The 21786-nt window shown below is 61.3% G+C and carries 25 protein-coding genes; 9 read left to right on the plus strand and 16 right to left on the minus strand.

The annotated features are described in order from the left end of the window. Positions 1-73 precede the first annotated feature (73 nt). From WC026_RS03740 to tesB, 3 genes are all read right to left on the minus strand, one after another. Entirely contained in the window at positions 74-1555 is a 1482-nt protein-coding gene (locus tag WC026_RS03740; RefSeq protein ID WP_372709461.1) for an ammonium transporter, read from the minus strand. 49 nt (positions 1556-1604) lie between these two features. Next, on the minus strand, positions 1605-1943 hold the full coding sequence (locus WC026_RS03745; protein WP_013217259.1) for a P-II family nitrogen regulator: 339 nt from the start codon (positions 1941-1943) through the stop codon (positions 1605-1607). 216 nt (positions 1944-2159) lie between these two features. Continuing rightward, complete coding sequence (tesB, locus tag WC026_RS03750) at positions 2160-3056, minus strand: acyl-CoA thioesterase II (protein WP_372709462.1); 897 nt, start codon at positions 3054-3056, stop codon at positions 2160-2162. Between the two features lie 114 nt (positions 3057-3170). On the opposite strand from tesB, the gene WC026_RS03755 reads away from it, so the two are divergent. After that, on the plus strand, positions 3171-4415 hold the full coding sequence (locus WC026_RS03755) for an FAD-dependent monooxygenase (protein ID WP_372709463.1): 1245 nt from the start codon (positions 3171-3173) through the stop codon (positions 4413-4415). A 1-nt stretch (position 4416) separates the two neighbouring features. Here WC026_RS03755 and rimM read toward each other — a convergent pair whose 3' ends face one another. The 4 genes from rimM to ffh form a co-directional block, all read right to left on the minus strand. Beyond that, positions 4417-4974, minus strand: coding sequence for a ribosome maturation factor RimM (gene rimM / locus WC026_RS03760; protein WP_372709464.1), 558 nt, complete (start codon positions 4972-4974; stop codon positions 4417-4419). A gap of 26 nt (positions 4975-5000) precedes the next feature. Beyond that, positions 5001-5291 carry a hypothetical protein gene (locus WC026_RS03765; RefSeq protein WP_372709465.1) on the minus strand — a complete coding sequence of 97 codons (291 nt, stop codon included), beginning with the start codon at positions 5289-5291 and terminating at the stop codon, positions 5001-5003. Positions 5292-5494: 203 nt separating this feature from the next. Further along, on the minus strand, positions 5495-5863 hold the full coding sequence (gene rpsP / locus WC026_RS03770; RefSeq protein ID WP_372709466.1) for a 30S ribosomal protein S16: 369 nt from the start codon (positions 5861-5863) through the stop codon (positions 5495-5497). A gap of 44 nt (positions 5864-5907) precedes the next feature. Further along, a complete protein-coding gene (gene ffh, locus WC026_RS03775) occupies positions 5908-7491 on the minus strand; it encodes a signal recognition particle protein (protein ID WP_372709467.1) in 1584 nt (527 codons plus the stop codon). 329 nt (positions 7492-7820) lie between these two features. On the opposite strand from ffh, the gene WC026_RS03780 reads away from it, so the two are divergent. Continuing rightward, the gene (locus tag WC026_RS03780) at positions 7821-8216 is read left to right on the plus strand and encodes a cupin domain-containing protein (protein WP_372709468.1); all 396 of its coding nucleotides are present in this window, start codon (positions 7821-7823) and stop codon (positions 8214-8216) included. Positions 8217-8245: 29 nt separating this feature from the next. Here WC026_RS03780 and WC026_RS03785 read toward each other — a convergent pair whose 3' ends face one another. Beyond that, the gene (locus WC026_RS03785) at positions 8246-8806 is read right to left on the minus strand and encodes an acyloxyacyl hydrolase (protein WP_372709469.1); all 561 of its coding nucleotides are present in this window, start codon (positions 8804-8806) and stop codon (positions 8246-8248) included. 524 nt (positions 8807-9330) lie between these two features. On the opposite strand from WC026_RS03785, the gene dapF reads away from it, so the two are divergent. The 6 genes from dapF (at position 9331) to WC026_RS03815 (ending at position 14656) form a co-directional block, all read left to right on the plus strand. Continuing rightward, positions 9331-10200 (plus strand): diaminopimelate epimerase, encoded by an 870-nt coding sequence (gene dapF, locus WC026_RS03790; RefSeq protein ID WP_372709470.1) that lies wholly within the window; start codon positions 9331-9333, stop codon positions 10198-10200. A 57-nt stretch (positions 10201-10257) separates the two neighbouring features. Beyond that, positions 10258-11517, plus strand: a complete 1260-nt coding sequence (mtaB, locus tag WC026_RS03795) for a tRNA (N(6)-L-threonylcarbamoyladenosine(37)-C(2))-methylthiotransferase MtaB (protein ID WP_372709471.1) — start codon at positions 10258-10260, stop codon at positions 11515-11517. Next, positions 11514-12647, plus strand: coding sequence for a signal recognition particle-docking protein FtsY (gene ftsY, locus WC026_RS03800; protein ID WP_372709472.1), 1134 nt, complete (start codon positions 11514-11516; stop codon positions 12645-12647). The genes mtaB and ftsY overlap by 4 nt, the downstream gene beginning before the upstream one ends. 20 nt (positions 12648-12667) lie before the next feature. Continuing rightward, a complete protein-coding gene (locus WC026_RS03805; protein WP_372709473.1) occupies positions 12668-13330 on the plus strand; it encodes an inner membrane-spanning protein YciB in 663 nt (220 codons plus the stop codon). Positions 13331-13339: 9 nt separating this feature from the next. Next, the gene (locus WC026_RS03810) at positions 13340-13942 is read left to right on the plus strand and encodes a septation protein A (RefSeq protein ID WP_372709474.1); all 603 of its coding nucleotides are present in this window, start codon (positions 13340-13342) and stop codon (positions 13940-13942) included. A gap of 336 nt (positions 13943-14278) precedes the next feature. After that, entirely contained in the window at positions 14279-14656 is a 378-nt protein-coding gene (locus WC026_RS03815; protein WP_372709475.1) for a MarR family winged helix-turn-helix transcriptional regulator, read from the plus strand. Positions 14657-14716: 60 nt separating this feature from the next. Here the strand turns inward: WC026_RS03815 and WC026_RS03820 are convergent, their stop codons facing one another. Further along, positions 14717-15745 carry an aspartate-semialdehyde dehydrogenase gene (locus WC026_RS03820; protein ID WP_372709486.1) on the minus strand — a complete coding sequence of 343 codons (1029 nt, stop codon included), beginning with the start codon at positions 15743-15745 and terminating at the stop codon, positions 14717-14719. A gap of 185 nt (positions 15746-15930) precedes the next feature. On the opposite strand from WC026_RS03820, the gene WC026_RS03825 reads away from it, so the two are divergent. Further along, a complete protein-coding gene (locus tag WC026_RS03825; protein ID WP_372709476.1) occupies positions 15931-16389 on the plus strand; it encodes a hypothetical protein in 459 nt (152 codons plus the stop codon). 156 nt (positions 16390-16545) lie between these two features. Here WC026_RS03825 and leuB read toward each other — a convergent pair whose 3' ends face one another. The 7 genes from leuB to WC026_RS03860 all read right to left on the minus strand — a co-directional run. Then, a complete protein-coding gene (leuB, locus tag WC026_RS03830) occupies positions 16546-17661 on the minus strand; it encodes a 3-isopropylmalate dehydrogenase (RefSeq protein WP_372709477.1) in 1116 nt (371 codons plus the stop codon). A gap of 157 nt (positions 17662-17818) precedes the next feature. After that, the gene (locus WC026_RS03835) at positions 17819-18415 is read right to left on the minus strand and encodes a DUF4337 domain-containing protein (protein ID WP_372709478.1); all 597 of its coding nucleotides are present in this window, start codon (positions 18413-18415) and stop codon (positions 17819-17821) included. 30 nt (positions 18416-18445) lie between these two features. Beyond that, positions 18446-19108 carry a 2,3-bisphosphoglycerate-dependent phosphoglycerate mutase gene (locus tag WC026_RS03840; protein WP_372709487.1) on the minus strand — a complete coding sequence of 221 codons (663 nt, stop codon included), beginning with the start codon at positions 19106-19108 and terminating at the stop codon, positions 18446-18448. 53 nt (positions 19109-19161) lie between these two features. Then, complete coding sequence (dapB, locus tag WC026_RS03845) at positions 19162-19962, minus strand: 4-hydroxy-tetrahydrodipicolinate reductase (RefSeq protein WP_372709479.1); 801 nt, start codon at positions 19960-19962, stop codon at positions 19162-19164. Positions 19963-20105: 143 nt separating this feature from the next. After that, positions 20106-20633 (minus strand): inorganic diphosphatase, encoded by a 528-nt coding sequence (gene ppa / locus WC026_RS03850; protein ID WP_372709480.1) that lies wholly within the window; start codon positions 20631-20633, stop codon positions 20106-20108. A 122-nt stretch (positions 20634-20755) separates the two neighbouring features. After that, complete coding sequence (locus WC026_RS03855; protein WP_372709481.1) at positions 20756-21262, minus strand: N-acetyltransferase family protein; 507 nt, start codon at positions 21260-21262, stop codon at positions 20756-20758. Between the two features lie 142 nt (positions 21263-21404). After that, positions 21405-21786 (minus strand): phasin family protein (locus tag WC026_RS03860; RefSeq protein ID WP_372709482.1); only part of this gene is annotated, 382 nt, incomplete at its 5' end.

Genomic DNA, 21786 nt, shown 5'->3' on the forward strand with positions numbered 1-21786 from the left:
GTCTAGGGAGACTCGTGCCCGGGAGAGGCAGGTCATCGCTCGCAGCCGTGTTGGACCGCGAGCGATGTCAATCTCAGTAGTGGTAGGCGCGTTCGCCGTGATCGGTGATGTCGAGGCCTTCGCGCTCGCGCTCTTCCGACGGACGAAGCCCGATGACAATGTCGACCAGCTTGAAGATGATCGCCGAACCGATGCCGCTCCAAAGAAGTGTCATGCTCACTGCCTTGAACTGCGCGATCATCTGCGTCGCCATATCGTAGGTTCCGGCGACCATCTCGCCGGGCTTCGATACGTAGTCGGCGATACCGGCACCGCCCCAATCGGGATTGACCAGCAGGCCGGTTGCGAGGGCGCCGATGATGCCGCCGATGCAGTGGACGCCGAAGACATCCAGGCTGTCGTCATAGCCGAGCGCACTTTTGATCGCCGAGCAGAAGAGGAAGCAGATCGGGCTGACGACGAGGCCGAGAACGATCGAACCCATCACACCGGAAAAACCGCAGGCGGGTGTGATCGCGACGAGACCCGCCACGACGCCGGACGCAAGGCCGAGAGCCGAAGGCTTACCCTTCGAGATCCACTCGACGATCATCCAGGAGAGCGCAGCCGCCGCCGTGGCGACGAAGGTGTTGATGAACACCTGCCCGGCGAACTGGTTTGCTTCAAGGCCAGATCCGACGTTGAAGCCGAACCAGCCGACCCACAGCAGGGCGGCGCCGATCATGCAGTTGACCAGCGAGTGCGGCGGCATCTGCTCCTTGCCGTAGCCGATGCGGCGGCCGAGGATGAGAGCACCGACGAGGCCCGCGATGCCGGCGTTGATGTGCACGACGGTGCCGCCGGCAAAGTCGAGGGCTCCCCATTTGAACGAGATGCCGGCATCGTTCATCACAGCGTCATAGGCGGACTGAGCCTGTGCCTTCGTGTCGGCGGTTGCCGAGGCGAGGGCCTTGGCGGCTGATGCGAATGCATCCGGACCGCCCCAGTACCAGACCATGTGCGCGATCGGGAAATAGATGAAGGTCACCCAAAGGCCCATGAACACGAGCATGGCGGAGAACTTCAGGCGCTCTGCGACGGCGCCGAGGATCAGGGCCGGTGTGATGCAGGCGAAGGTCATCTGGAAGACGATGTAGACGTATTCCGGAATGTAGACGCCGTTGGAGAATGTTCCGGCGACCGTGGTGGCATCGACGCCTTTCAAGAAGGCTTTCGAGAAGCCGCCGACGAAGTCATTCAGCGCGCCGCCATTCGTGAAGGCCAAAGAGTAGCCGTAGAACACCCAGAGCAGCGCCACGAGACAGAGCGTCGCGAACACCTGCATGAACATCGACAGCATGTTCTTGGTACGCACGAGGCCGCCGTAAAACAGCGCGAGGCCTGGAACGGTCATCAGCAGCACGAGAACGGTTGCCGTGTACATGAACGCGGTGTCGCCCTTGTTCGGCACGGGTGTCGGGGCGGCGGTCTGGGCGAGGGCTGGATCGATGAGGAGCGCGGTTGCGCCAAGGGCCGCCAAGGCCCCCGCATACCGCGCCAAGTTTCGAAACTTCATGTTGTGTGCTCCCTGATTGAAGGAAAACAAGTGCAGGTTTGAAAGTCGCCTAGAGCGCGTCTTCGTCGGCTTCGCCGGTTCGGATGCGAACCGTGTGCTCGATGGGGGAGACGAAGATTTTGCCGTCACCGATCTGGCCGGTCTTGGCGGAGCGCTGGATGGCTGCGATGGCCTTGTCCACCTGGGCGGCGGGCACGACGACTTCGATTTTGATTTTCGGCAGGAAGCTCACGGCGTACTCGGCACCGCGATAAATCTCGGTGTGGCCCTTCTGGCGCCCGTAGCCTTTGACTTCGGTGACCGTCATGCCCTGCAACGCCAGATCCGTTAATGCTGAACGGACCTCCTCGAGCTTGAACGGTTTAATGACAGCAGTAATGAGTTTCATGGGTGCGCCCCCTCCTCTCCAAACCGGATGTCCACGACCCGCTTACGGCCTACGCCGAAGCGAGATGGTGAAAGAGAGAGTCAAGACGCGTGCCAGTTTGGACGCGAGTGCTTAATCTATTGATTTTGCGGTAGAAAATTAATTTAAGCCCAGGCATCACGAGTCTTTCGGGCCATCAAGAAGCACAGAAATTGTGCACTGAATGTTGTTTGCCTGTTATTTAATCTGGAACGCTGTCTCGCGCGGTCGCATCAAGCCTTCCTGCACCGTCGACGCCACCAAGCGGCCTTGCCGATCGAAGATGGAGCCACGGCCATAGCCGCGTGCGCCGGAAGCGCTGGGGCTGTCCTGGACGTACAGCAGCCAGTCGTCGGCGCGGAACGGGCGATGGAACCACATCGCATGATCGAGGCTCGCGAGCTGGATGTCGCTGTCGAACAGGACCTTGCCGTGGGCGATCAGGGCCGTATCGAGCAGCGTGAAATCGGACGCATAGGCGAGAATGGCCTGATGCAGGTGCGGGCTGTCGGGAAGCGGGCCGTTGGCGCGCAGCCAGACGGCTTGCGCGGGCGTCTGCGGTTTGCGGCTCGCATAGCGGGAGGCATCGACGATGCGCACGTCGATTGGATGCTCGCGGTTCCAATAGTTCCGCATGTTCTCAGGCAGATTGGCCATGACGCCGCGCATCAGCTCTTGCGCGCTCGGAAGCGTGTCCGGGGGCGGCACTGTCGGCATCGTCGATTGGTGGTCGTAGCCGTCTTCGGCTTTATGAAACGAGGCGCTCATCGAGAAGATGGCGCGGCCATGCTGGATGGCGCGCACGCGCCGGGTCGTGAAGCTGCCGCCGTCGCGGATGCGCTCGACGTCGTAGATGATTTCGCGTTCGGGATCGCCGGCGAGAAGAAAATAGCCGTGAAGCGAGTGGATCGGTCGCGAGGGATCGACAGTTAATGCCGCCGCCGCGAGCGATTGGCCGAGCACGAGGCCGCCATAGACGCGTTGCCAGCCTTCACTGGAGCGCGGGCCGCGGAACAGGTTGTCCTCCAGCGGCTCGGGGGTCAGCGTCGCAATCAGGTTCGCAAGAGCCGAAGGAGCAGCGGACTTGGCTGTCATAGGAGATTTCTCGGATCGTTTGCTAAGATGCAGGCGGGCGCAGACAAACAGGCCTCGGGCGGCCTAAGGTTCTCACGCTTAGCCTGAAAAGCAAGTTGGGGTAATTGCGGCGCGATGGACGGCCGGACAACAGCACAGAAATTCGATATCGCGGTGGCGGGCGGCAGCTTTGCCGGGCTCGCTTTGGTCCGGGGGCTGGTGCAGGCGCTCGGACCCGATTTGCGGATCGCCATTATCGACCGGACGGCGCATCGCGGCGCCGCGCCGAACGATGGCAGGGCATTTGCGATCTGGGCCGGGGCGAAGGCGGTCCTCGTCAACCTCGGCGTTTGGGATGCGATTGCGTCTGAGGCTCAGCCGATGACGTCGATCGAGATTTCGGATTCGGCCTTGTCAGACGGCATCAGGCCGACGCGGCTTACGTATGATGCGCTGACGGGCGACGGCGAGCCGGCAGCCTACATGGTTCCTGCCGCGACGCTTGCTTCGGCGCTTTTCCGCTCCATCAAGGACGAGACGTCCGTCACATGGATCGCGCCTGCGGAAGCTGAAAGTTTGGTGCTCGGCAAGCACACGGCGGATGTCGCGCTTCGTGACGGTTCTCTTATCAGCGCGTCGCTCGTCGTCGCGGCGGACGGCCGGATGTCGAAACTGCGCGACGCGGCCGGGATCAAGACGCTGCGGCGCGCCTATGATCAAACCGGCGTCGTCGCGACGGTCAAATTCAGCGAGCCGCATAATGGCGTTGCGATCCAGCACTTCCTGCCGGGCGGGCCGTTCGCGATCCTGCCTCTCAAGGATAATCGTGCGTGCATCACGTGGAGCGCCGCGCGCGAGGAAGCGGCGCGCGTCATGGGGCTCGACGACGAGGGTTTTCTAGCCGAGCTCGATCTTAGGATCGGCGGCCGGTTCGGGTCGATTTCGCTCGACGGACCACGGCAGTCGTGGCCGCTCGATATCGTTATTCCGCGCGAGCTGATTGCGTCGCGTTTCGCGTTGATCGGGGACGCGGCGCATGGCGTACATCCGATCGCCGGGCAAGGCGTCAATCTTGCGTTTCGTGATGCGGCGGCACTCGTTGAGGTCGTCGCCGACGCGGCGCGCCTCGGACTCGATATCGGGTCCGGGCCGCATCTCGAAATTTATCAGCGCTGGCGGCGGTTCGACTCGATGATGTCGGCTTCGCTCTATGACGGGATCAATCGGATCTTCTCTGTCGACGGCATCGTGCTGCGCGCGGGCCGGGGGGCCGCGCTCGGGGCTCTCGATCACGTCGGAAGCATCAAGAAACTGATCGTTGCCGAAGCCGCCGGACTGACGGGAGAGCTTCCGAAGCTCGCACGCGGCGAGGCGGTTTGATTCAGCCTTGGTCCGGTTCGCCCGCCTCGGCGTCGTCGGTCTCGTCGCCGGTTGAGGGCGGCCGTCTGATAACGACGCTGCGGGTCGCGAGGTCGACCTTCGGCACCCATTGATCCTCGAACGGAATGAATTCACTTGCCCCTGCAAGCGGTTTCAATTCGAGAAGATCGCCGGCGCCGAAGTTTTGAACCGAAACGATCTCGCCGAGATGCGTGCCGTCTTCGGCGAGCGCTTTGAGACCGACCAGATCCGAATGATAGAATTCGGACGCATCCGTTTCCGGCAATTGATCGCGCGCGATGAAGAGCTTCGTGCCGCGCAAGGCTTCAGCGGCGGTGCGATCCGAAATTCCCTCGATGCGTGCGACCACGCCCTTGTCGGTCACGCGGACGATCTTGAGCGAGAACGTTTTCGCGCCCGCCGCATCGGTCAGCGGGCCATAGCTTGCGATGGCTTCGGGCGTCGCCGTATAGGTGCGCACGAGGAGATCGCCGCGAATGCCGTGCACGCCGGCGATTTCGCCGAGTAGCACGCGCTGTGACTGTTCATTTTCTGCCATCGGCTTCTGATGCCGCGCCGTGAGCGTTACGGCAAGGGGCCGAGATAGGTTATTCTTACGGCGACGGTCCGGCTGCCGACGAGAATTTTGGTGTGCTGACTTCGCGCCATTGGGTCGATCTCGCCGGAGATCGAAACGATATTCTGCATGTCGACCGTCGTTCCGCGGCGAGGTTTTGCTCGCGGCGGCGTCTCGTAGATGGCGTCGAGGAAGCCTTTGCGGACGGCGTGCTTGGCGTAAAGCCGCAGCCGCCCCTTATAGATGCGTCCCCGCGAGTCGGCTCCGAACAGCCGTCCGGAGCGGCAAACGAGAAGCACGTGGCCCTCCGAGGCGATCGGTTGTCGATGCCGGTATAATGCGATTTCGTAGAGTCCGTCCGCGTGCATGGTTCTTACGGATTTGTATCATTTCAACTTCAGCTTGCGTCGGACGTCCAAAACTCGGGCCAGTGAGATCAGCAACACAAAGCCTCCCGGGCGATTGACCGGGAGGCTTTGTAAAATACGTTGATGTTAATGGTTTAAGCGGCGTCGCCCTGGGTGCCCTCAGCGGCCTTCGCCTTTTCGGCGGCGGCGGCAGCGCGCTCCTGAGCCTTCTTCTTCGGCTTGGCTTTTTCCGGATTGTTCGAGGCGGTGCGCTTGGCCAGACCCTTTGCGTCGAGCAGGCGAAGCACGCGGTCGGTCGGCTGCGCGCCGACGCCGAGCCAATGCTTGACGCGCTCGTCTTTGAGCTTCACGCGGTTCGGATCGTCCTTCTTCAGCATCGGATCGAACGTGCCGATCTGTTCGATGTAGCGGCCGTCACGTGGGCTGACGCTCTGGGCGACGACGACGTAATAGTAGGGACGCTTCTTGGCGCCACCGCGCGAGAGGCGAATCTTTACCGACATGCTTTCGTTCTCCTATGTGTTCGAAAAGGTGCGTTTCTCAAAGGTCATCGTTTCTTTCCGGGAAGCCCCGGGAATTTCGGCATTCCACCACCCAAGCCCGGCAGACCTTTCGGAAGGCCGCTGCCGAGACCCGGCAGGCCCCCGCGCCCGAGGGCCGGCAAGGAGCCGCCCGAGGCACCGGGCACGCCCTTGGCGATCTGCTCCTTGAGATCGGCCGGGAGCTGTTCGAGGGCTTTCGGGTCGAGGTTCGCGAGTTCGGCTTGCATGGATTGGAGATCGGCCTCGGACGGACCGCCGCCGGTGCGGCCGAGGAATTTGTTCAGCATGCCGCCGTTGCGGCCCATCGTCTTCATCATGTCCGCCATTTGGCGGTGCATTTTGATGAGCTTGTTGATGTCTTCCGGCTTGGTTCCGGAACCGGCAGCGATACGGCGCTTTCTCTTGGCGTCGAGGATCTTCGGGTTGCGCCGTTCCTTCGGCGTCATCGACGAGATGATCGCACGCTGATGCACGAGGCTTTTGTCGAGGCCGGCTTCGTTGATCTGGCCCTTGATCTTGGCGACGCCGGGCAACATGCCGAGCACGCCGCCCATGCCGCCGAGTTTTTGCATCTGCTTCAATTGCTCGGAAAGATCTTCGAGGTCGAACGACCCCTTTTTCATCTTCTCGGCGATCTTCGTCGCTTTTTCGATGTCGATCGTTTGCGCCGCTTTCTCGACGAGCGAGACGACGTCGCCCATGCCGAGGATGCGGGAGGCGATGCGGCCGGGATGGAAGTCCTCGAGCGCATCCCACTTTTCGCCGACGCCGATGAGCTTGATCGGTTTGCCGGTGACGGCTCGCATCGAAAGCGCGGCGCCGCCACGGCCGTCGCCGTCGGCGCGCGTCAGCACGATGCCTGTAACGCCGATGTGGCCGTCGAAAGCTTTTGCGGTGTTGACTGCGTCCTGGCCGGTCAGCGAGTCGGCGACGAGTAGCGTTTCATGCGGACGGATCGCGGCTTTGACGTCGCGAACCTCGTCCATCAGTTCTTCGTCGACGGTGACGCGGCCGGCGGTGTCGTAAATGATGACGTCGAAACCGCCGAGCTTGGCGGCGTCTTCAGCGCGGCGCGCAATCTGCAGCGGCGTCTGTCCGGCGACAATCGGGAGCGTCGCGACACTCGTTTGCTCGCCGAGCACGCGCAGCTGTTCCTGCGCGGCGGGGCGGCGGGTGTCGAGCGACGCCATCAGAACCTTTTTGCGATCGCGGTTCGTCAGGCGATAAGCAATCTTGGCGGTCGTCGTTGTTTTGCCCGAGCCTTGCAGGCCGACCATGAGGATGCCGACCGGTGGCGCGGCGTGCAGGTCGATCGGCTGCGCGTCCGAGCCCAGCATCGCCACGAGTTCGTCGTTGACGATTTTGACGACCATCTGGCCGGGCGTCACGGAGCGCAAGACTTCGGCGCCGACGGCCTTCGCTTTCACCTTGTCGGTGAAGTCCTTGACGACATCGAGGGCGACGTCGGCTTCGAGAAGGGCGCGACGGACCTCGCGCATCGCCTCGACGACGTCGCTCTCGGTCAGAGCGCCGCGGCGGGTGAGCTTATCGAGGACGCCTGAGAGGCGATCTGAAAGCGATTGAAACATGTATTGCGCTCGCGGCTAGGGCACTTCGTTGTGGTCGTCGAAGTGATGTCGCCGCTCGTCTCCTGCAAGTCCAAACACAAACGCACCCGGGGGCGCAACGCGCTGCCGGATGTTAACCCCCCTGCCTCCCGAACCTTTTCTCAAGGAATTGGCCATGCGCAGGGCGGCGGCTCTGAGGTCAGGGCCGTCGGAATGGGGCGTGTATGAGCGAGGGGCTTACTAAAGTCAACCGGCGCGCCCTATATCCAACCTTCGGAGGCCTGCGTTTCCAATTGGGTTCGCCAGACTGGTGCGGCAAAATTGCTCGAAGCTGAAAGAGGTAGACCACGATGGATATCAAGCGAAGCGGGGCGCAGCCGTCGGCGGCGGGATCGGTGGAGTATTTCACCGGCTCGGTCCGTATCGATCCGCTGTTTCAGGCGCCAAATCCTGCCAGGGTCGCCGGGGCCAGTGTGACGTTCGAACCGGGCGCGCGGACGGCGTGGCATACCCATCCGCTTGGTCAGACCCTGATTGTCGCGGCCGGATGTGGCTGGGCCCAGCGGGACGGCGGACCGGTCGAGGAAATCCGACCCGGCGACGTCGTTTGGTTCGCTCCTGGTGAAAAGCATTGGCACGGCGCTACGGCCACGACCGGGATGACCCACTTCGCCATTCAGGAAGCGTTGGACGGGAAAGTGGTCGAGTGGTTGGAAAAGGTCAGCGACGAGCACTATCGGCGTTAATCGATGCCTGCGCGTAGCGCTGCGGTGAGCTAGAACCTGTAGCCGTATCTGACGCCGATGCGGTCGAGGCCCTCATTGTACTTCTGCGTGTAGGCGTTCGAGGTGTGCTCGAAATAGACCGAGAGGTCGTTGTGCGCGTCGATGTGGTAGCCGACCTCGAACGGAATATGGAACAGGACTCGCGATCCGAGCCATTTCATGTCGGGGTCCGATCCGGCTCCGCCGGTCTCGCCGTCATGGATGGCCGCTCCGAGCCCTAGCCCGAAGAAGACGCCGGACGGAAGGTCGCCCTGCCAGCGGGCGTCGATATAGGCGTGGCTGGTGTCGCCGCGGGTGTTGATCGTGCCGCCGACGACGGGGCGGATCGCGCCCCAGGGGAGCGCCCAGGCGGCCGCAAATTGCGCTTCGATATTGATGTCGGCGGCGTTGTGTTCGATCTGGAAGCCGCTCCAGAGATCCGGCACGTCATGGGCCAGAACACCGATTTTCAGAGCGTAAAGGAGATCGTCAGCGAACGCTGCGTTTGTCGCGCCAACGGCCAGAACCGCTGCAAAACCGCATAAGGTGGCCGTACGGATCAAAAACTGCATGATCTGGCGATTGTCCCCGAAGCCCGGCATAAGCTCTGCGCCGTTTTGTGACGGCCGACAAGCAAGCAGGCCTTGAATTTCCGAAAGGGGTGCGGCCAAGTCACAGCCGGTACGTTCAGCCCGATTTATGGGCAATCCGTTCCAGTGCCTGCCGCCGCTGTTCCTTCTTCAGATAGTGCCCCCAGGCGCGGGCCAATCTGAACACCCGTCGTTCGTAGGCGCGCTCTTCCTTGGTTAGACAGATGCAGCCGTAGCAATAACAAGGGCGGGTCCGCGCGAAGGCGATCCGGAACAGGAGGCGATTGGGCCGCTGGCGCGGGCGCGTGCGTCGGACTGAGATATGCGTCATGAGAGATCAATGGGGGACATCAAAGGCGGGCTCTGTTCACTCTTTCGGTAAATGCCGATACGCGGCGTCTTGTTCCACCCGCGAGACTATCCCTTCGGAGCGCAATCTGTTGACTAATTGTCCCTGACCCGCTGCCGAATTGTCAATTCATGCACTTCTCGCCATATAAGGCCCCATGAACCCCGCGCCCTCGCTTCCCTTCGTCAAAATGAACGGCCTCGGCAACGAGATCGTCGTTGTCGATCTGCGAAATAGCGCGAAGGTGTTCACGGGCGAGGAAGCGGCCGCGATCGCGGCGGACGGACAATCCCATTTCGACCAGATGATGGTGCTGCATCGCGCCGAGACGCCCGGCACGGAGTCGCTGGTTCGCATCTATAATGCGGACGGCTCGGAGGCGGGGGCCTGCGGGAACGGCATGCGGTGCGTCGGCTGGGTGCTGGCGAACGATCTCGGGCGAAATCAATTCAAGGTCGAGACGCAGGCGGGCGTGCTCGATACCGTCGTCAGGGATCAGACGTCGATTACGGTCGACATGGGTGAGCCGAGGTTCGGCTGGCAGGATATTCCGCTGGCGGAAGAGTTTCGCGACACGCGCGGCATCGAATTGCAGATCGGTCCGATCGACCGGCCGGTTTTGCATTCGCCGTCGGTCGTCAATGTCGGCAATCCGCACGCGATCTTCTGGGTCGACGATGTTGAAGCTTATGATCTCGCGCGCCTTGGGCCGATGCTGGAATGCCATCCGATTTTTCCGGAGCGGGCGAACATTTCGCTCGCGCATGTGACGTCGCCGCGTTCGCTTCGTCTCAAGACTTGGGAACGCGGCGCAGGGTTGACGCGCGCCTGCGGCTCGGCGGCTTGTGCTGCAGCCGTCTCGGCGGCGCGCAAGCGTCTGACGGAGCGAACCGTCGATGTGACGCTTCCCGGCGGCGTTCTGAACGTCGCCTGGGCCGACGACAATCATATCTTGATGACCGGCCCGGTCGAATTCGAATACGAGGGCGTCATCGATCTCTCGAAACTCACTCACGTGCCGGTTTAACGAGTGCACCACGCTCGGCTATAACGGCGCTTTTGCGGAAAGTGCGATCTTCGCCCGATGTCTGAACCCGAAGTCATAACGCTCGGCTGCCGGCTCAATGCGTACGAGTCCGAGGTCATGCGGCGGCATGCTCAGGACGCCGGGCTCGACGATGCGATCATCGTCAACACCTGCGCCGTCACGGGTGAAGCGGTGCGACAGGCGGCGCAGACGATCCGTCGCCTTCGTCGCGACAAGCCCAACGCGCGCATTATCGTCACGGGCTGCGCGGCGCAGACGGAAGCGCAGCGTTTCGCCGATATGCCGGAAGTCGATCATGTCGTCGGCAACGGCGAGAAGATGCAGGCGGAAACTTTCGCCGGGCTTTCCGTCGCATCGAGCGCGCGGGTGCAGGTCAACGACATCATGGCGGTGCGCGAGCAGGCCTCGCACATGATCGACGGTTTCGGATCGCGGACACGAGCTTACGTCGCGATCCAAAATGGCTGCGATCATCGCTGCACGTTCTGTATCATTCCCTTTGGACGCGGGCCGTCGCGCTCGGTGCCGGCTGGCGAGGTCGTGACGCAAGTGCGCCATCTCGTCGAGAACGGTTACGCCGAGATCGTTCTGACGGGCGTCGATATCACATCTTACGGACGCGACCTGCCGGGTATGGCGACGCTCGGCAAACTCGTGCGACAGGTGTTGAAGCACGTGCCGAACCTGGCGCGGCTCAGACTTTCGTCCATCGATCAGGTCGAAGCGGACGAAGATCTGATGATCGTTCTGGGCGAGGAAGAACGGCTGATGCCGCATTTGCATCTGTCGATGCAGGCGGGCGATGACATGACTCTCAAGCGCATGAAGCGGCGTCACAGCCGCGCCGATGCCATCGCTTTTTGCGAGCGGGCAAGAACGCTCCGGCCCGATGTCGTTTTCGGCGCCGATCTGATTGCGGGATTTCCAACAGAAACGGACGAGATGTTCGAGAATTCACTGAAAATCGTCGATGAATGCGGCTTGACCTATCTGCACGTGTTCCCGTTCTCGCCGCGCCGCGGCACGCCGGCGGCGCGGATGCCGCAAGTTCCGGGCAACATCGTCAAGGAGCGCGCCGCGGAGCTTCGGGCGAGAGGGCAGGCCGTCCTGTCATCATATCTCGCGGCACAACAGGGACGCGCCGTCGACGTGCTTCTTGAAAGCGACGGCATGGGGCGAACACCGCAGTTCGCGGAAGTCGACATGCGCGGCGGCAACGTTGCGGCAGGCGAGATCGTGCAGGCCGTCATTACGGGCGTCAGCTCCACACGCTTGATCGGCGAGGTCCGCGCGTGAGTGATCAACGCGAAAAAGGCAAAGGTTTCTTCGCGCGGCTTCTCGGCGGCTCGCAGCCTCAACCCGTGCAGGCCGAGAAGCCAATTGAAGATACGCCGACGGCTGCGTCCACACCCGCGCCCGCTGTTGTAGATGTTGCCGCGTCGGCCGCAGCTCCCGTATCCGAAGCGGCGGCCGTGGCTGTGCCGACGCCCGTGGCGGAGCCGGAGAGCCAGCCGCGGGGATGGTTTCAAAAGCTGAAGTCCGGCCTCGGCAAGACATCGGCCAAGCTCACCTCCGGCATCACCGATCTCTTTTCCAAGCGCAAGCTCGACGCGGCGACGCTCGACGATCTCGAGGACCTGCTCATCCAGGCAGACCTCGGCATCGCCACGACCGGCCGTATTACGGACGCCATCGGCAAGGGGCGGTTCGAGAAGGGCATTTCGGCGGATGAGGTTCGCGGCATTCTCGCGACCGAAGTCGAGAGAGTGCTGACACCCGTTGCGAAGCCGCTCGTGGTCGATGCGTCACGCAAGCCGCACGTCATCTTGATGGTCGGCGTCAACGGCACCGGCAAGACGACGACGATCGGCAAACTGGCGCAGAAGTTCAAGGCGGACGGCAAGTCGGTGGTGCTTGCGGCGGGCGATACGTTCCGCGCTGCCGCAATCGATCAGCTGAAAGTCTGGGGCGAGCGCACGGGGTGTCCTGTTGTCGCGCGCCACGTCGGCGAAGATGCGTCGGGCCTTGCCTTCGATGCGCTGAAGGAGGCGCAAGGCACTGGCGCCGATGTGCTTTTGCTCGATACGGCGGGGCGGTTGCAAAACAAACAAGTCTTGATGGAAGAACTTGAAAAAGTCATACGCGTTTTAAAAAAGCTCGATTCGACTGCTCCACACGATGTGATTCTCGTGCTGGACGCGACGACCGGGCAAAATGCGCTGCAGCAAGTTGAAGTTTTTCGCGACCGCGCAGGCGTTACAGGGTTGGTGATGACGAAGCTCGACGGCACCGCGCGCGGAGGCATTCTGGTCGCGATCGCCGACAAGTTCGGATTGCCCGTGCATGCAATCGGCGTCGGGGAAGGGGCTGACGATCTGCAGCCGTTCGAGGCTGCGGAGTTCGCGCACGCGATCGCCGGCACATAAACGAGGAATTGAGGTCAGGAATGACGCAAGACGCGAACGTTGGGACTGGGGTTCGGACGCGCCCGAGAAAGCGCCTCTTCCCGTTCAATGCCGAGCAGACGATCAATCTGCTGAGTGAATTCGGTCCGCTCGTCACGATGTTCGTCGTCAATGCCATTTACGGCATCAACGTCGGGACCTGGGCGCTGATCATCACGACCGGCCTCGCGATCGTCGCGATGCTCTATATGTTTCACCGGCCGCCGGTCTTTCCGCTGATCGCATCGACCGTGACGGTCGTTTTCGGGGCGCTGACGATCATCACCGGCGATCCGATGTGGGTGCAAATCAAGGTGACGATCTTCAATGCGCTGTTCGCGCTGTTCCTGGTCGGCGGGCTTTGGGTGAAGCACAACTTCTTCAAATACGTCTTCGACAAGACGTTCCATTACACCGAGGAAGGCTGGAACAAATTCACGTGGAGCTTCGCGATCTTCTTTTTGCTGACGGCGGTCGCTAACGAGTATGTCCGGCGCGTGTATCACGATGCGGAATTCTATCGAATTTTCGGCTACTCGATGAGCGGCGTGAACGTCTGGATTCTTTTCAAGGTGGCGATCGTGTTGCCCGTCTCGGGTATCTACGCTTGGGTTGTCACGCGCCTCATGCAAAAATATCGCCTGCCGGATCCGGCTCACGATTGAAGGATTGCCATGTCGGACGAGAATAAAGTCGTTGCAGCGGAAAACACGCAGGTGTTCGACCGCAAACAGCTTATCAAACTTGTCGTCGAATTCGGACCGTTGCTGGTCTTCTTCGTCACCAACAGCCGTTTCGGCATCTACACCGGCACCGGCGCCTTCATGGTGGCAACGGTCATTTCCCTGATCGCATCGTGGACGCTGCTCGGGCGGATTGCCGTTATGCCGCTGATCACCAGCGTCTTCGTCCTTGTGTTCGGCGGTCTAACGCTGTGGTTGCAAGACGACCATTTCATCAAGATTAAACCGACGATCGTGAACGGACTATTCGCGGCGATACTTATCGGCGGGCTGGCCACGGGACGACTATTTCTCAAGATTGTCTTCGGCGAAGTCATGCGGCTTTCGGAAGACGGATGGCGTATCCTGACTCTGCGCTGGGCGTTGTTCTTCGTGTTTCTGGCGGTGCTCAATGAAGTGATGTGGCGGTTCTTTTCAACCGACACCTGGGTCGCCTTCAAAGTCTTCGGAATTATGCCGATTACCTTCGTATTTGCGCTCTGCCAGATCGGGTTATTGAAGAAGTACGAAGACACAACCTCCGAGAGCAGATAGTCAGCACAAGCACTACTAAGATAATTTCGGTAAGACGTTCAGTATACGTCAGATGAAGCATTGTTTTACGATTTGTTTTCCAGTTGAAAATTATTTTTGCTGGACGCGATGCTGTCGCCCGTGGTTTAGGGCGGCTACTTAAACTTTTCAAAAACTTCTCAAACATAACGCACGCGGCCCCGAAACTTGTGTCCATCTCATGCGGCGCAACGAGGCTTGCCGTTTTCAAAAACGGGCGGAGCGTCAGGATTCGGAATGGCACGGGAACCTGCACACAACCGTCTCGAACGGTCACCCCTTCATCTCTTACACAGGGCCGGCCAAAGCGCGGCCGAGATGTTTCAGATCGAACTTGGGAGCGATGGGCTGACGCCACGGCAATATGCCGTTTTGCTCACCGTCGCCCAGAACGAGGGTCTGAACCAGACGCAGCTTGTCGAGCTGACGGGGATCGATCGTTCAACGCTCGCCGACATCATCCGGCGGATGCTCAAAAAGGGCATGCTGCAGCGGCGGCGCACACGCACCGATGCGCGCGCCTATTCCGTCAAGGTGACGGAGCAGGGGACGCGAATTCTGAAAGCGCACGATCCGCTGGCGCGGCGTGTCGACGAACGCATTCTGGCAAGTCTCGCGGCTTCGCAGCGCGAGCGCTTTCTGCAGGACTTGAATGCGATCGTGCAGGCGCTGGCCCGTCTCAAGGCCACGAAATAAAAAGGCTGGCGTTTCCGCCAGCCCGATACCGTCGCCGATCTCTTTTGCGTGCGTGGTGGCTCAAGCGGCCTTCGGCACGAGACGCTGGTGGATCAAGGTTTCGGCGATTTGCACGGCGTTGAGCGCGGCGCCTTTCAGAAGATTGTCGGACACGATCCATATCGCCAGGCCGTTTTCGACGGTCGCGTCCTCGCGGATGCGCGAGACGAATGTCGAGAACTCGCCAGCGGCTTCGACGGGTGTCACGTAGCCGCCGGGCTCGCGCTTGTCGACGACCATGATCCCCGGCGCGGAGCGGAGAATTTCGCGCGCTTCCTCTGGGCTTATCGGCTTTTCGAACTCGATGTTGACGGCTTCCGAATGGCCGACGAACACCGGCACGCGGACGCACGTCGCCGTCAGGCGGATCTTCGGGTCGAGAATCTTCTTCGTCTCGGCCAGCATCTTCCATTCCTCTTTCGTGTAGCCGTCTTCCATGAAGACGTCGATTTGAGGAATGCAGTTGAAGGCGATCTGCTTTGGAAACTTCTTTGGCGCGACTTCCTGGCCGGGGACGTACTTGCCCTTGGTCTGGTGCCAGAGCTCGTCCATCGCGTCCTTGCCGGCGCCCGAAACGGACTGGTAGGTCGAGACGATGACGCGCGTAATTTTTGCCACGTCGTGCAACGGCTTCAGCGCCACGACGAGTTGCGCCGTCGAGCAATTCGGATTGGCGATGATGTTCTTTTTTGTAAAGCCGCGCACCGCGTCGCCGTTGACCTCGGGAACGATCAGCGGCACGTCCTGGTCGTAGCGCCAGCACGAGGAGTTATCGATGACGACGGTGCCTTGCGCACCGATCCGCGGCGACCATTCTTTCGAGACGGTGGAGCCGGCCGACATCAGGCAGAAATCGATCCCCTTGAAGTCGAACGTTTCAAGATCGCGGCATTTGAGGACTTTATCGCCGAACGAGACTTCGGTGCCGACCGAGCGGCGCGACGCCAATGGGTAAAGCTCGCTGACCGGAAACTTCCGCTCGGCGAGCACATTCAGCATTTCGCGGCCCACATTGCCGGTGGCGCCAACGATGGCGACCTTGTAGCTCATCATCCATGTCCTTGAGTTTGCCGGTGCGCGAGATTGGCTCGGCCAGCGCGGCAGATGATTACACGAAAATCACATACGCGGGCGGCCGGGCAGTTTCAAGTTTGTTCGGAGTTTTCGGGCGATCGTGGCATGTTCGGGTCATATTCTGCAGGTCATTTACGAACAGCTACTTAGCAGGACGGGCCATGCGTCTCGGACAATCCGCGTTGCTTGCCGGTTTCGTCGCGACTGCGGCATATTTTTGCGTGGGGACCCTTGGGGCTGTCCCATCGCGGCCGGTGTGGCTCAACGACGGAGAAATCCTAAGCCAATTCAAGGATGGGACCGTCGACGGCCGCTATGCGAGCGGCAAGGCGTTCACGGAACGGTATGCCGCAGACGGCAGGGTTACATACCAGGAGCCCGGCATGACGCTCGCCGGGCATTGGTCGGTGACCGAAGGGACGCTCTGTACGATCTACGATGACGATGCGTCCGGCGGGTGCTATCGCATAGTGCAGGTCGATAGCAACTGTTACGAATTCTATTTCGTCTCGCGGACCGAGGCGGCGGCGCCGGGCCCGCCCGAAGGCAAGCCCGCCTGGACGGCGAGGGGCTCGTTGCAGGGCAAACCGAGCGCGTGCCGCGATCAGCCGAGCGTATGATTGAGTCTTTGATTTGCGCCTTGCGACTCCCGGGAGCCTTTCCGATTTGGAGGAAGCTCGGAAAGGCTCCAGCGCTGGCTTGTCGTGCTTCTTACCGGAAAACCGGTGCCCACTTTTCCGGAAGCACTCCCTGGGGAGCCGGCTGCAAGGCGCTGCTTATGCAGCGAGGGCTTTGAGTTCGGTTTCGATGGCCTTGCCCATCTCGCTGGTTCCAATCTTCGTCATGCCGGGCTGCATGATGTCGCCGGTGCGCAAGCCCTTGTCGAGGACGCGGGCGATCGCCTGATCGACGAGATCGGCTTCCTTGCCCATATCGAAGGAATAGCGGAGCGCCATGCCGAATGACGCGATCGTCGCGATCGGGTTGGCGAGGCCCTGGCCCGCGATATCGGGCGCGGAGCCGTGCACCGGCTCATAGAGCGCTTTGCGGCGTCCGGTCTTGGGATCGGGTGCGCCGAGGGAGGCCGACGGCAGCATGCCGAGTGAGCCGGTCATCATCGCGGCTTCATCCGACAGCACGTCGCCGAAGAGGTTGTCGGTCACAATGACGTCGAACTGCTTCGGATTGCGGATGAGCTGCATGGCGCAGTTGTCGGCTAGGATGTGCTCGAGCTTGACGTCCGGCGCATAGGACTTGTGAACGTCGGTCGCGACCTGCTTCCACAGTACGCCGGTCCGCATGACGTTGTTCTTCTCCGCCGAATGGACGAGGTTGCGGCGCTTCTTCGCGAGATCGAAGGCGACCTTGGTGATGCGCTCGATCTCATGCGTCGTGTAGATCTGCGTATCGACGGCGCGTTTTTCGCCGTTCTCGAGGGTTACGATTTCCTTCGGCTCACCGAAGTAGACGCCGCCCGTCAGCTCGCGCACGATCATGATGTCGAGGCCTTCGACAAGCTCGCGCTTCAGGCTCGATGCATCCGCCAGCGCCGGGTAGCAGATCGCGGGCCGCAGATTTGCAAACAGGTCGAGATCCTTGCGCAGGCGGAGAAGACCTGCTTCCGGGCGATGCTGGTAGGGAACGCCAGCCCACTTCGGTCCGCCGACGGCACCGAACATCACGGCGTCGGCTTTCTGGGCCTTGCTCATGGCGTCGTCGGTCACCGCGACGCCGTGGGCGTCGTAAGCCGCGCCGCCGACGAGATCGCGCTCGACGTGAAAGCGCGCCGTGTTGCTTTTGGCGTTGAAGAATGCGATCAGCCGTTCGATCTCGGCGATCGTCTCGACGCCGATCCCGTCGCCGGGCAGAAGCAAAAGCGAATGCGTGGTCATGGCGGCCGTCCTTGCAGCAAATGTCAGGGAATTCAGTCGCCGGAGTGCTAGCGTTCCGGACGCCGGGGAGCAAGCACTCCGCCGCAAAAAGGCACTTTGGCGCAGAATAGGCCGGGTTAACGGCCCATCGTTATTGCCGGATTGCCAGGCGCCGCTCTCAACCCGCGAATGGCAAGGGGAAGGCGAGCGTAAAGCCCCCGGCCGTTGCCACGATTCCGAGTGCGCCGAGGACGAAGCTTGAGACCAGGACTAAATTTCCGCCGGAAATGATCGCGACGGACGCGAGGACGATCGCGATCTGCAGCAGAGCTTGGCCATAGTCAAAGTACGGCCCGCGCTGCAAGGATTGATCGCGTTGCGCTTCGAGCGATTTGCCCTTGTTGAACAGTTCGTCGAGTCCCTCTCCGCCTTTAGGATCGCTCGTCAGTAGCTTGTCCTGCTCCTTGTAGCCGGCGATCTTTTCTTCGATCGATTTTCTTGCGTCGTCCGGCATCGCGGGCGTCGACTTCAGCATCACGTCGAACTCGTCGGCATGTAATCGCAACGCCTGGCGGCGTGCGTTCTTCGCCTGGAAGAAAGCCCAGACGTTCGATGCGGCGATGTTCTGCTGAGTTGCGTCCTGCTGGGCGTTGCTGCCGCCGAGACTGCAGATCGCAAGGATAACGGCGAGGATTGCGATGTAGACGCCGAGCAGCTTGTCGCGGCCCTTTGAGTTCTCGCGATCGGCGTTCCGTCCGAGTTCTTCAAACGCCATGTCTACCCCCGATATACCCCTGAATAGGTGTCAGATGATGCGATCTTCCGGAGGCGCCGCAAGGGATCGCGCAGGCAAAAGGTCCTTGCGATCAATGGCCCGGCCATCGGCTCCGAGGCGATAAAGAATTGGCGCGCCGGTCGCAAGCTCGCGCTGCAGGATTTCGTCGCCGCTGAGCCCTTCGAGGATCATGATGAGGGAGCGCAGCGAATTGCCGTGCGCAACGATCATGACGTTTTTGCTCTGCGTGATCTGCGGCCAGATCGCGCTATCGTAATACGGTCTGACGCGCTCCAGCGTATCTTTCAGGCTTTCTCCGCCAGGGGGCGGGATATCGTAGGAGCGCCGCCAGTCGCGGACTTGCGACTCGCCCCATTTCTTGCGTGCTTCGTCCTTGTTGAGGCCGGACAGCTCGCCATAATCACGTTCGTTTAGGGCGGCGTCGCGCACGATCGGGACATCGGGCTGATTGAGTTCGGCGAGGATGATGTCGAGCGTGTGCTGGGCGCGTTTCAAGACGCTCGTGAAGGCGATATCGAACTTGGCGCCGTTATCACGGATCATGCGGCCGGCGACGCGGGCTTCGATCACGCCCTTCTCGGTCAGGTCGGGATTGCGCCAGCCGGTAAAAAGATTGAGCCGGTTCCATTCGCTCTCCCCGTGGCGCACGAGCACGAGAATATTATCTGTCAGCGCGTCTGTCATAGCCTCGTCGATGCGGTTGCGGTGATGCGGTGGTCAAGCGTTCAGGAAATACCGAGCACGTCGGTCATGGCATAGAGCCCGGGAGGCTTGTCCTTGCTCCAGAGTGCGGCTTTGACCGCGCCTCGCGCAAATATTCCGCGGTCGGCGGCTCGGTGGGTCAGTTCGATGCGTTCGCCATCGCCCGCGAATATCACCGTGTGATCGCCGACGACGGTGCCGCCGCGAAGCGTGGCAAAGCCGATGTCTCCCGTGTGTCGTGCTCCCGTATGTCCGTCGCGGGCGCGTACGGAATGTTCGTCGAGTTCGATGCTTCGGCCCATGGCTGCCGCATCTCCGAGCATCAATGCCGTGCCGGATGGCGCATCGATCTTCATGCGGTGATGCATTTCAACAATTTCGATGTCGAAGTCGTTCCCGAGCGCGGCGGCGATTTGGCGCGTCAGCGCGACGAGCAAATTCACGCCGAGACTCATGTTTCCGGCTTTGACGATTGCAATCTTGGTTGCGGCCTCTGCTATGGCGGCTTCCGCGTCCTTGTCGAAGCCGGTCGTTCCGATGATGTGAGCGGTTCCCGATTGCGCGGCAAGATGCGCGAATTCGACCGTCGCTTTCGGCACCGTGAAATCGACGATCGCGTCGGCGGCCGCGATGACGGCCGCGACGTCGCTTGAAACGGCGATGCCGAGATGTTCAAGGCCTGCGAGTTCGCCGATGTCCTTGCCGAGTGCAGGAGAGCCCGCGGGCTCCGTTGCGCCGCTGATCCTGGCCTCGGGCTCGGCGGCGATCGCGGCGATCAGCTGACGGCCCATGCGGCCCGCTGCGCCCATGACTGCGATCTTCATCTCGTCTCCTAGCAGGTTCGTGAACCGCCACCCCGCGCGGCCGGATATAGCAATGCCGCCAGCATAGAGGAAGGGCGCAGAGGCGGGAAATCGCCGCGCCTCTTGGCATGGTCAACGATAATCGCCGCTGAAATCCGTTGAATTCAGCCTTGGGCGCGCTTCAGCGCCTCGATGATCAGGGCCTTGGCTTCGTCGGCGTGACCCCAATGATCGATCTTGGACCATTTGTTGGGTTCGAGGTCTTTGTAGTGGGCGAAGAAATGCTCGATCTGATCGACCGAGATCTGGGGCAGGTCGGTGTAGGTCTTCACCGTGTCGTAGCGCTTCGTCAGTTTGACGGAGGGAACCGCGATGATCTTTTCGTCACCGCCGCCGTCATCTTCCATCACCAGCACGCCGACCGGACGGCAGTTGATGATTGCGCCGGGCACGATCGCGCGGGTGTTGCAGACGAGGACGTCGATCGGATCGCCGTCGCGCGACAGGGTGTGCGGAACGAAGCCGTAGTTTCCGGGATAGCGCATCGGCGTGTAGAGGAAGCGGTCGACGACAAGCGCGCCCGACGCCTTGTCCATCTCGTATTTGATGGGTTCGCCGCCGACGGGAACTTCGATGACGACGTTGATGTCTTCCGGCGGCGTGTTGCCGGGCTTGATTGCGTCAAGACGCATGGGCGACCTTCCGATTGGAACAGGACTAAAGAGGACTACTTTTGGCGCGAAAGAGCGGTCGAGACAACGCCGCTAAGGTCGAATGGGCTGGCAAAAATAAAGATACCGGGCGGGATGCCCTATCACCACTCGTAGGCGATCCGTGCATTAACTGAATTGCCGAACCGGACGCAGGCCTTGCGTGTCGGCCGGCCGCCGCAGCGAAGGTAGAATGCGCGTGCCCGTTCGTTCTCGGTGAGCGCCCAGACAATGAGCCGTTCGAGCCCAAGGCGATCGAGCGTCGCCCGGCACGCCTCGAACAGATATTCGCCGATGCCGATGCCCTGATAGACGGGCGCCAGATACAGCTCATAGATTTCGCCCGTATCACGGCGTCCACCGCGGGCGCGTCCACAGGTGGCGTAACCGGCGATATGTTCGCCATGTTCGATCACGAGCAGATTGTGTTCAGCGGCAATCGCGCGCCGCCACCACGTTGCATCCCGGCGCTGGATCTCATGTTCGAGATGTTGCGCCGGCAGAATGCCGGTATAGGCAAGACGCCAGGACTCGCGGAAAATACGTGCCAGCGCCGGAGCGTCGCTCGGACGGGCATTACGCACAGTCACTTCAAGACGCTGGTTCAACATGCGGGCAGTTTAGCGCGGCGCGGAGAAAAACGCATCAGCGTCTGTTTGGGAATTGCAAATAAAAAGCGCGAGGCTCTCGCCTCGCGCTCATGCGTATCAAAAGTGCCCCGATATTGCCGCCTTAAATAAAGGCAGCCGTCGATCAGCCGACGTTCTTGAACTGGTCGAAAGACTTCGTCGTGGCGGCGCCAACCGTCTCGAGAGCCTGCTTCGTCACCTTGTTCGAAAGCTCGAACAGCTCTTTCGACTGCGAACCGGCGACTGCGAGCTGCTGCTGCCAGTAGTTGGCCTGCAAGCGTGCGATTTCCGGGAACGTGCGCGCGCGGGCAATCGCCTGAGCGGCTTCGAAAGCTGCCTCGGTGTTGGCGAGGGTGTTGGCGACGATCTTCTCGCCGATCGACTTTGCGCCGGCCTGAGTCGTCAGAAGCACTTCCTCGGCAACCTTGGCGTTGTCTTTCGCGAGGGATGCAAACTTGTGATAGGCATCGCGCGACTTCGCGATAGCGTCTTCAGCGAATGCCGAG

Origin of the sequence: Hyphomicrobium sp., from assembly GCF_041674905.1 — a bacterium.
Lineage (GTDB): Bacteria > Pseudomonadota > Alphaproteobacteria > Rhizobiales > Hyphomicrobiaceae > Hyphomicrobium_B.

Excerpts from the sequence above, each read along its gene's own strand:
- WC026_RS03740 (WP_372709461.1), bottom strand. The coding sequence starts at position 1,555 with ATGAAGTTTCGAAACTTGGCGCGGTATGCGGGGGCCTTGGCGGCCCTT.
- WC026_RS03745 (WP_013217259.1), bottom strand. The coding sequence starts at position 1,943 with ATGAAACTCATTACTGCTGTCATTAAACCGTTCAAGCTCGAGGAGGTC.
- tesB (WP_372709462.1), bottom strand. The coding sequence starts at position 3,056 with ATGACAGCCAAGTCCGCTGCTCCTTCGGCTCTTGCGAACCTGATTGCG.
- WC026_RS03755 (WP_372709463.1), top strand. The coding sequence starts at position 3,171 with ATGGACGGCCGGACAACAGCACAGAAATTCGATATCGCGGTGGCGGGC.
- rimM (WP_372709464.1), bottom strand. The coding sequence starts at position 4,974 with ATGGCAGAAAATGAACAGTCACAGCGCGTGCTACTCGGCGAAATCGCC.
- rpsP (WP_372709466.1), bottom strand. The coding sequence starts at position 5,863 with ATGTCGGTAAAGATTCGCCTCTCGCGCGGTGGCGCCAAGAAGCGTCCC.
- ffh (WP_372709467.1), bottom strand. The coding sequence starts at position 7,491 with ATGTTTCAATCGCTTTCAGATCGCCTCTCAGGCGTCCTCGATAAGCTC.
- WC026_RS03780 (WP_372709468.1), top strand. The coding sequence starts at position 7,821 with ATGGATATCAAGCGAAGCGGGGCGCAGCCGTCGGCGGCGGGATCGGTG.
- WC026_RS03785 (WP_372709469.1), bottom strand. The coding sequence starts at position 8,806 with ATGCAGTTTTTGATCCGTACGGCCACCTTATGCGGTTTTGCAGCGGTT.
- dapF (WP_372709470.1), top strand. The coding sequence starts at position 9,331 with ATGAACCCCGCGCCCTCGCTTCCCTTCGTCAAAATGAACGGCCTCGGC.
- mtaB (WP_372709471.1), top strand. The coding sequence starts at position 10,258 with ATGTCTGAACCCGAAGTCATAACGCTCGGCTGCCGGCTCAATGCGTAC.
- WC026_RS03805 (WP_372709473.1), top strand. The coding sequence starts at position 12,668 with ATGACGCAAGACGCGAACGTTGGGACTGGGGTTCGGACGCGCCCGAGA.
- WC026_RS03810 (WP_372709474.1), top strand. The coding sequence starts at position 13,340 with ATGTCGGACGAGAATAAAGTCGTTGCAGCGGAAAACACGCAGGTGTTC.
- WC026_RS03815 (WP_372709475.1), top strand. The coding sequence starts at position 14,279 with ATGTTTCAGATCGAACTTGGGAGCGATGGGCTGACGCCACGGCAATAT.
- WC026_RS03820 (WP_372709486.1), bottom strand. The coding sequence starts at position 15,745 with ATGAGCTACAAGGTCGCCATCGTTGGCGCCACCGGCAATGTGGGCCGC.
- WC026_RS03825 (WP_372709476.1), top strand. The coding sequence starts at position 15,931 with ATGCGTCTCGGACAATCCGCGTTGCTTGCCGGTTTCGTCGCGACTGCG.
- leuB (WP_372709477.1), bottom strand. The coding sequence starts at position 17,661 with ATGACCACGCATTCGCTTTTGCTTCTGCCCGGCGACGGGATCGGCGTC.
- WC026_RS03835 (WP_372709478.1), bottom strand. The coding sequence starts at position 18,415 with ATGGCGTTTGAAGAACTCGGACGGAACGCCGATCGCGAGAACTCAAAG.
- dapB (WP_372709479.1), bottom strand. The coding sequence starts at position 19,962 with ATGAAGATCGCAGTCATGGGCGCAGCGGGCCGCATGGGCCGTCAGCTG.
- ppa (WP_372709480.1), bottom strand. The coding sequence starts at position 20,633 with ATGCGTCTTGACGCAATCAAGCCCGGCAACACGCCGCCGGAAGACATC.
- WC026_RS03855 (WP_372709481.1), bottom strand. The coding sequence starts at position 21,262 with ATGTTGAACCAGCGTCTTGAAGTGACTGTGCGTAATGCCCGTCCGAGC.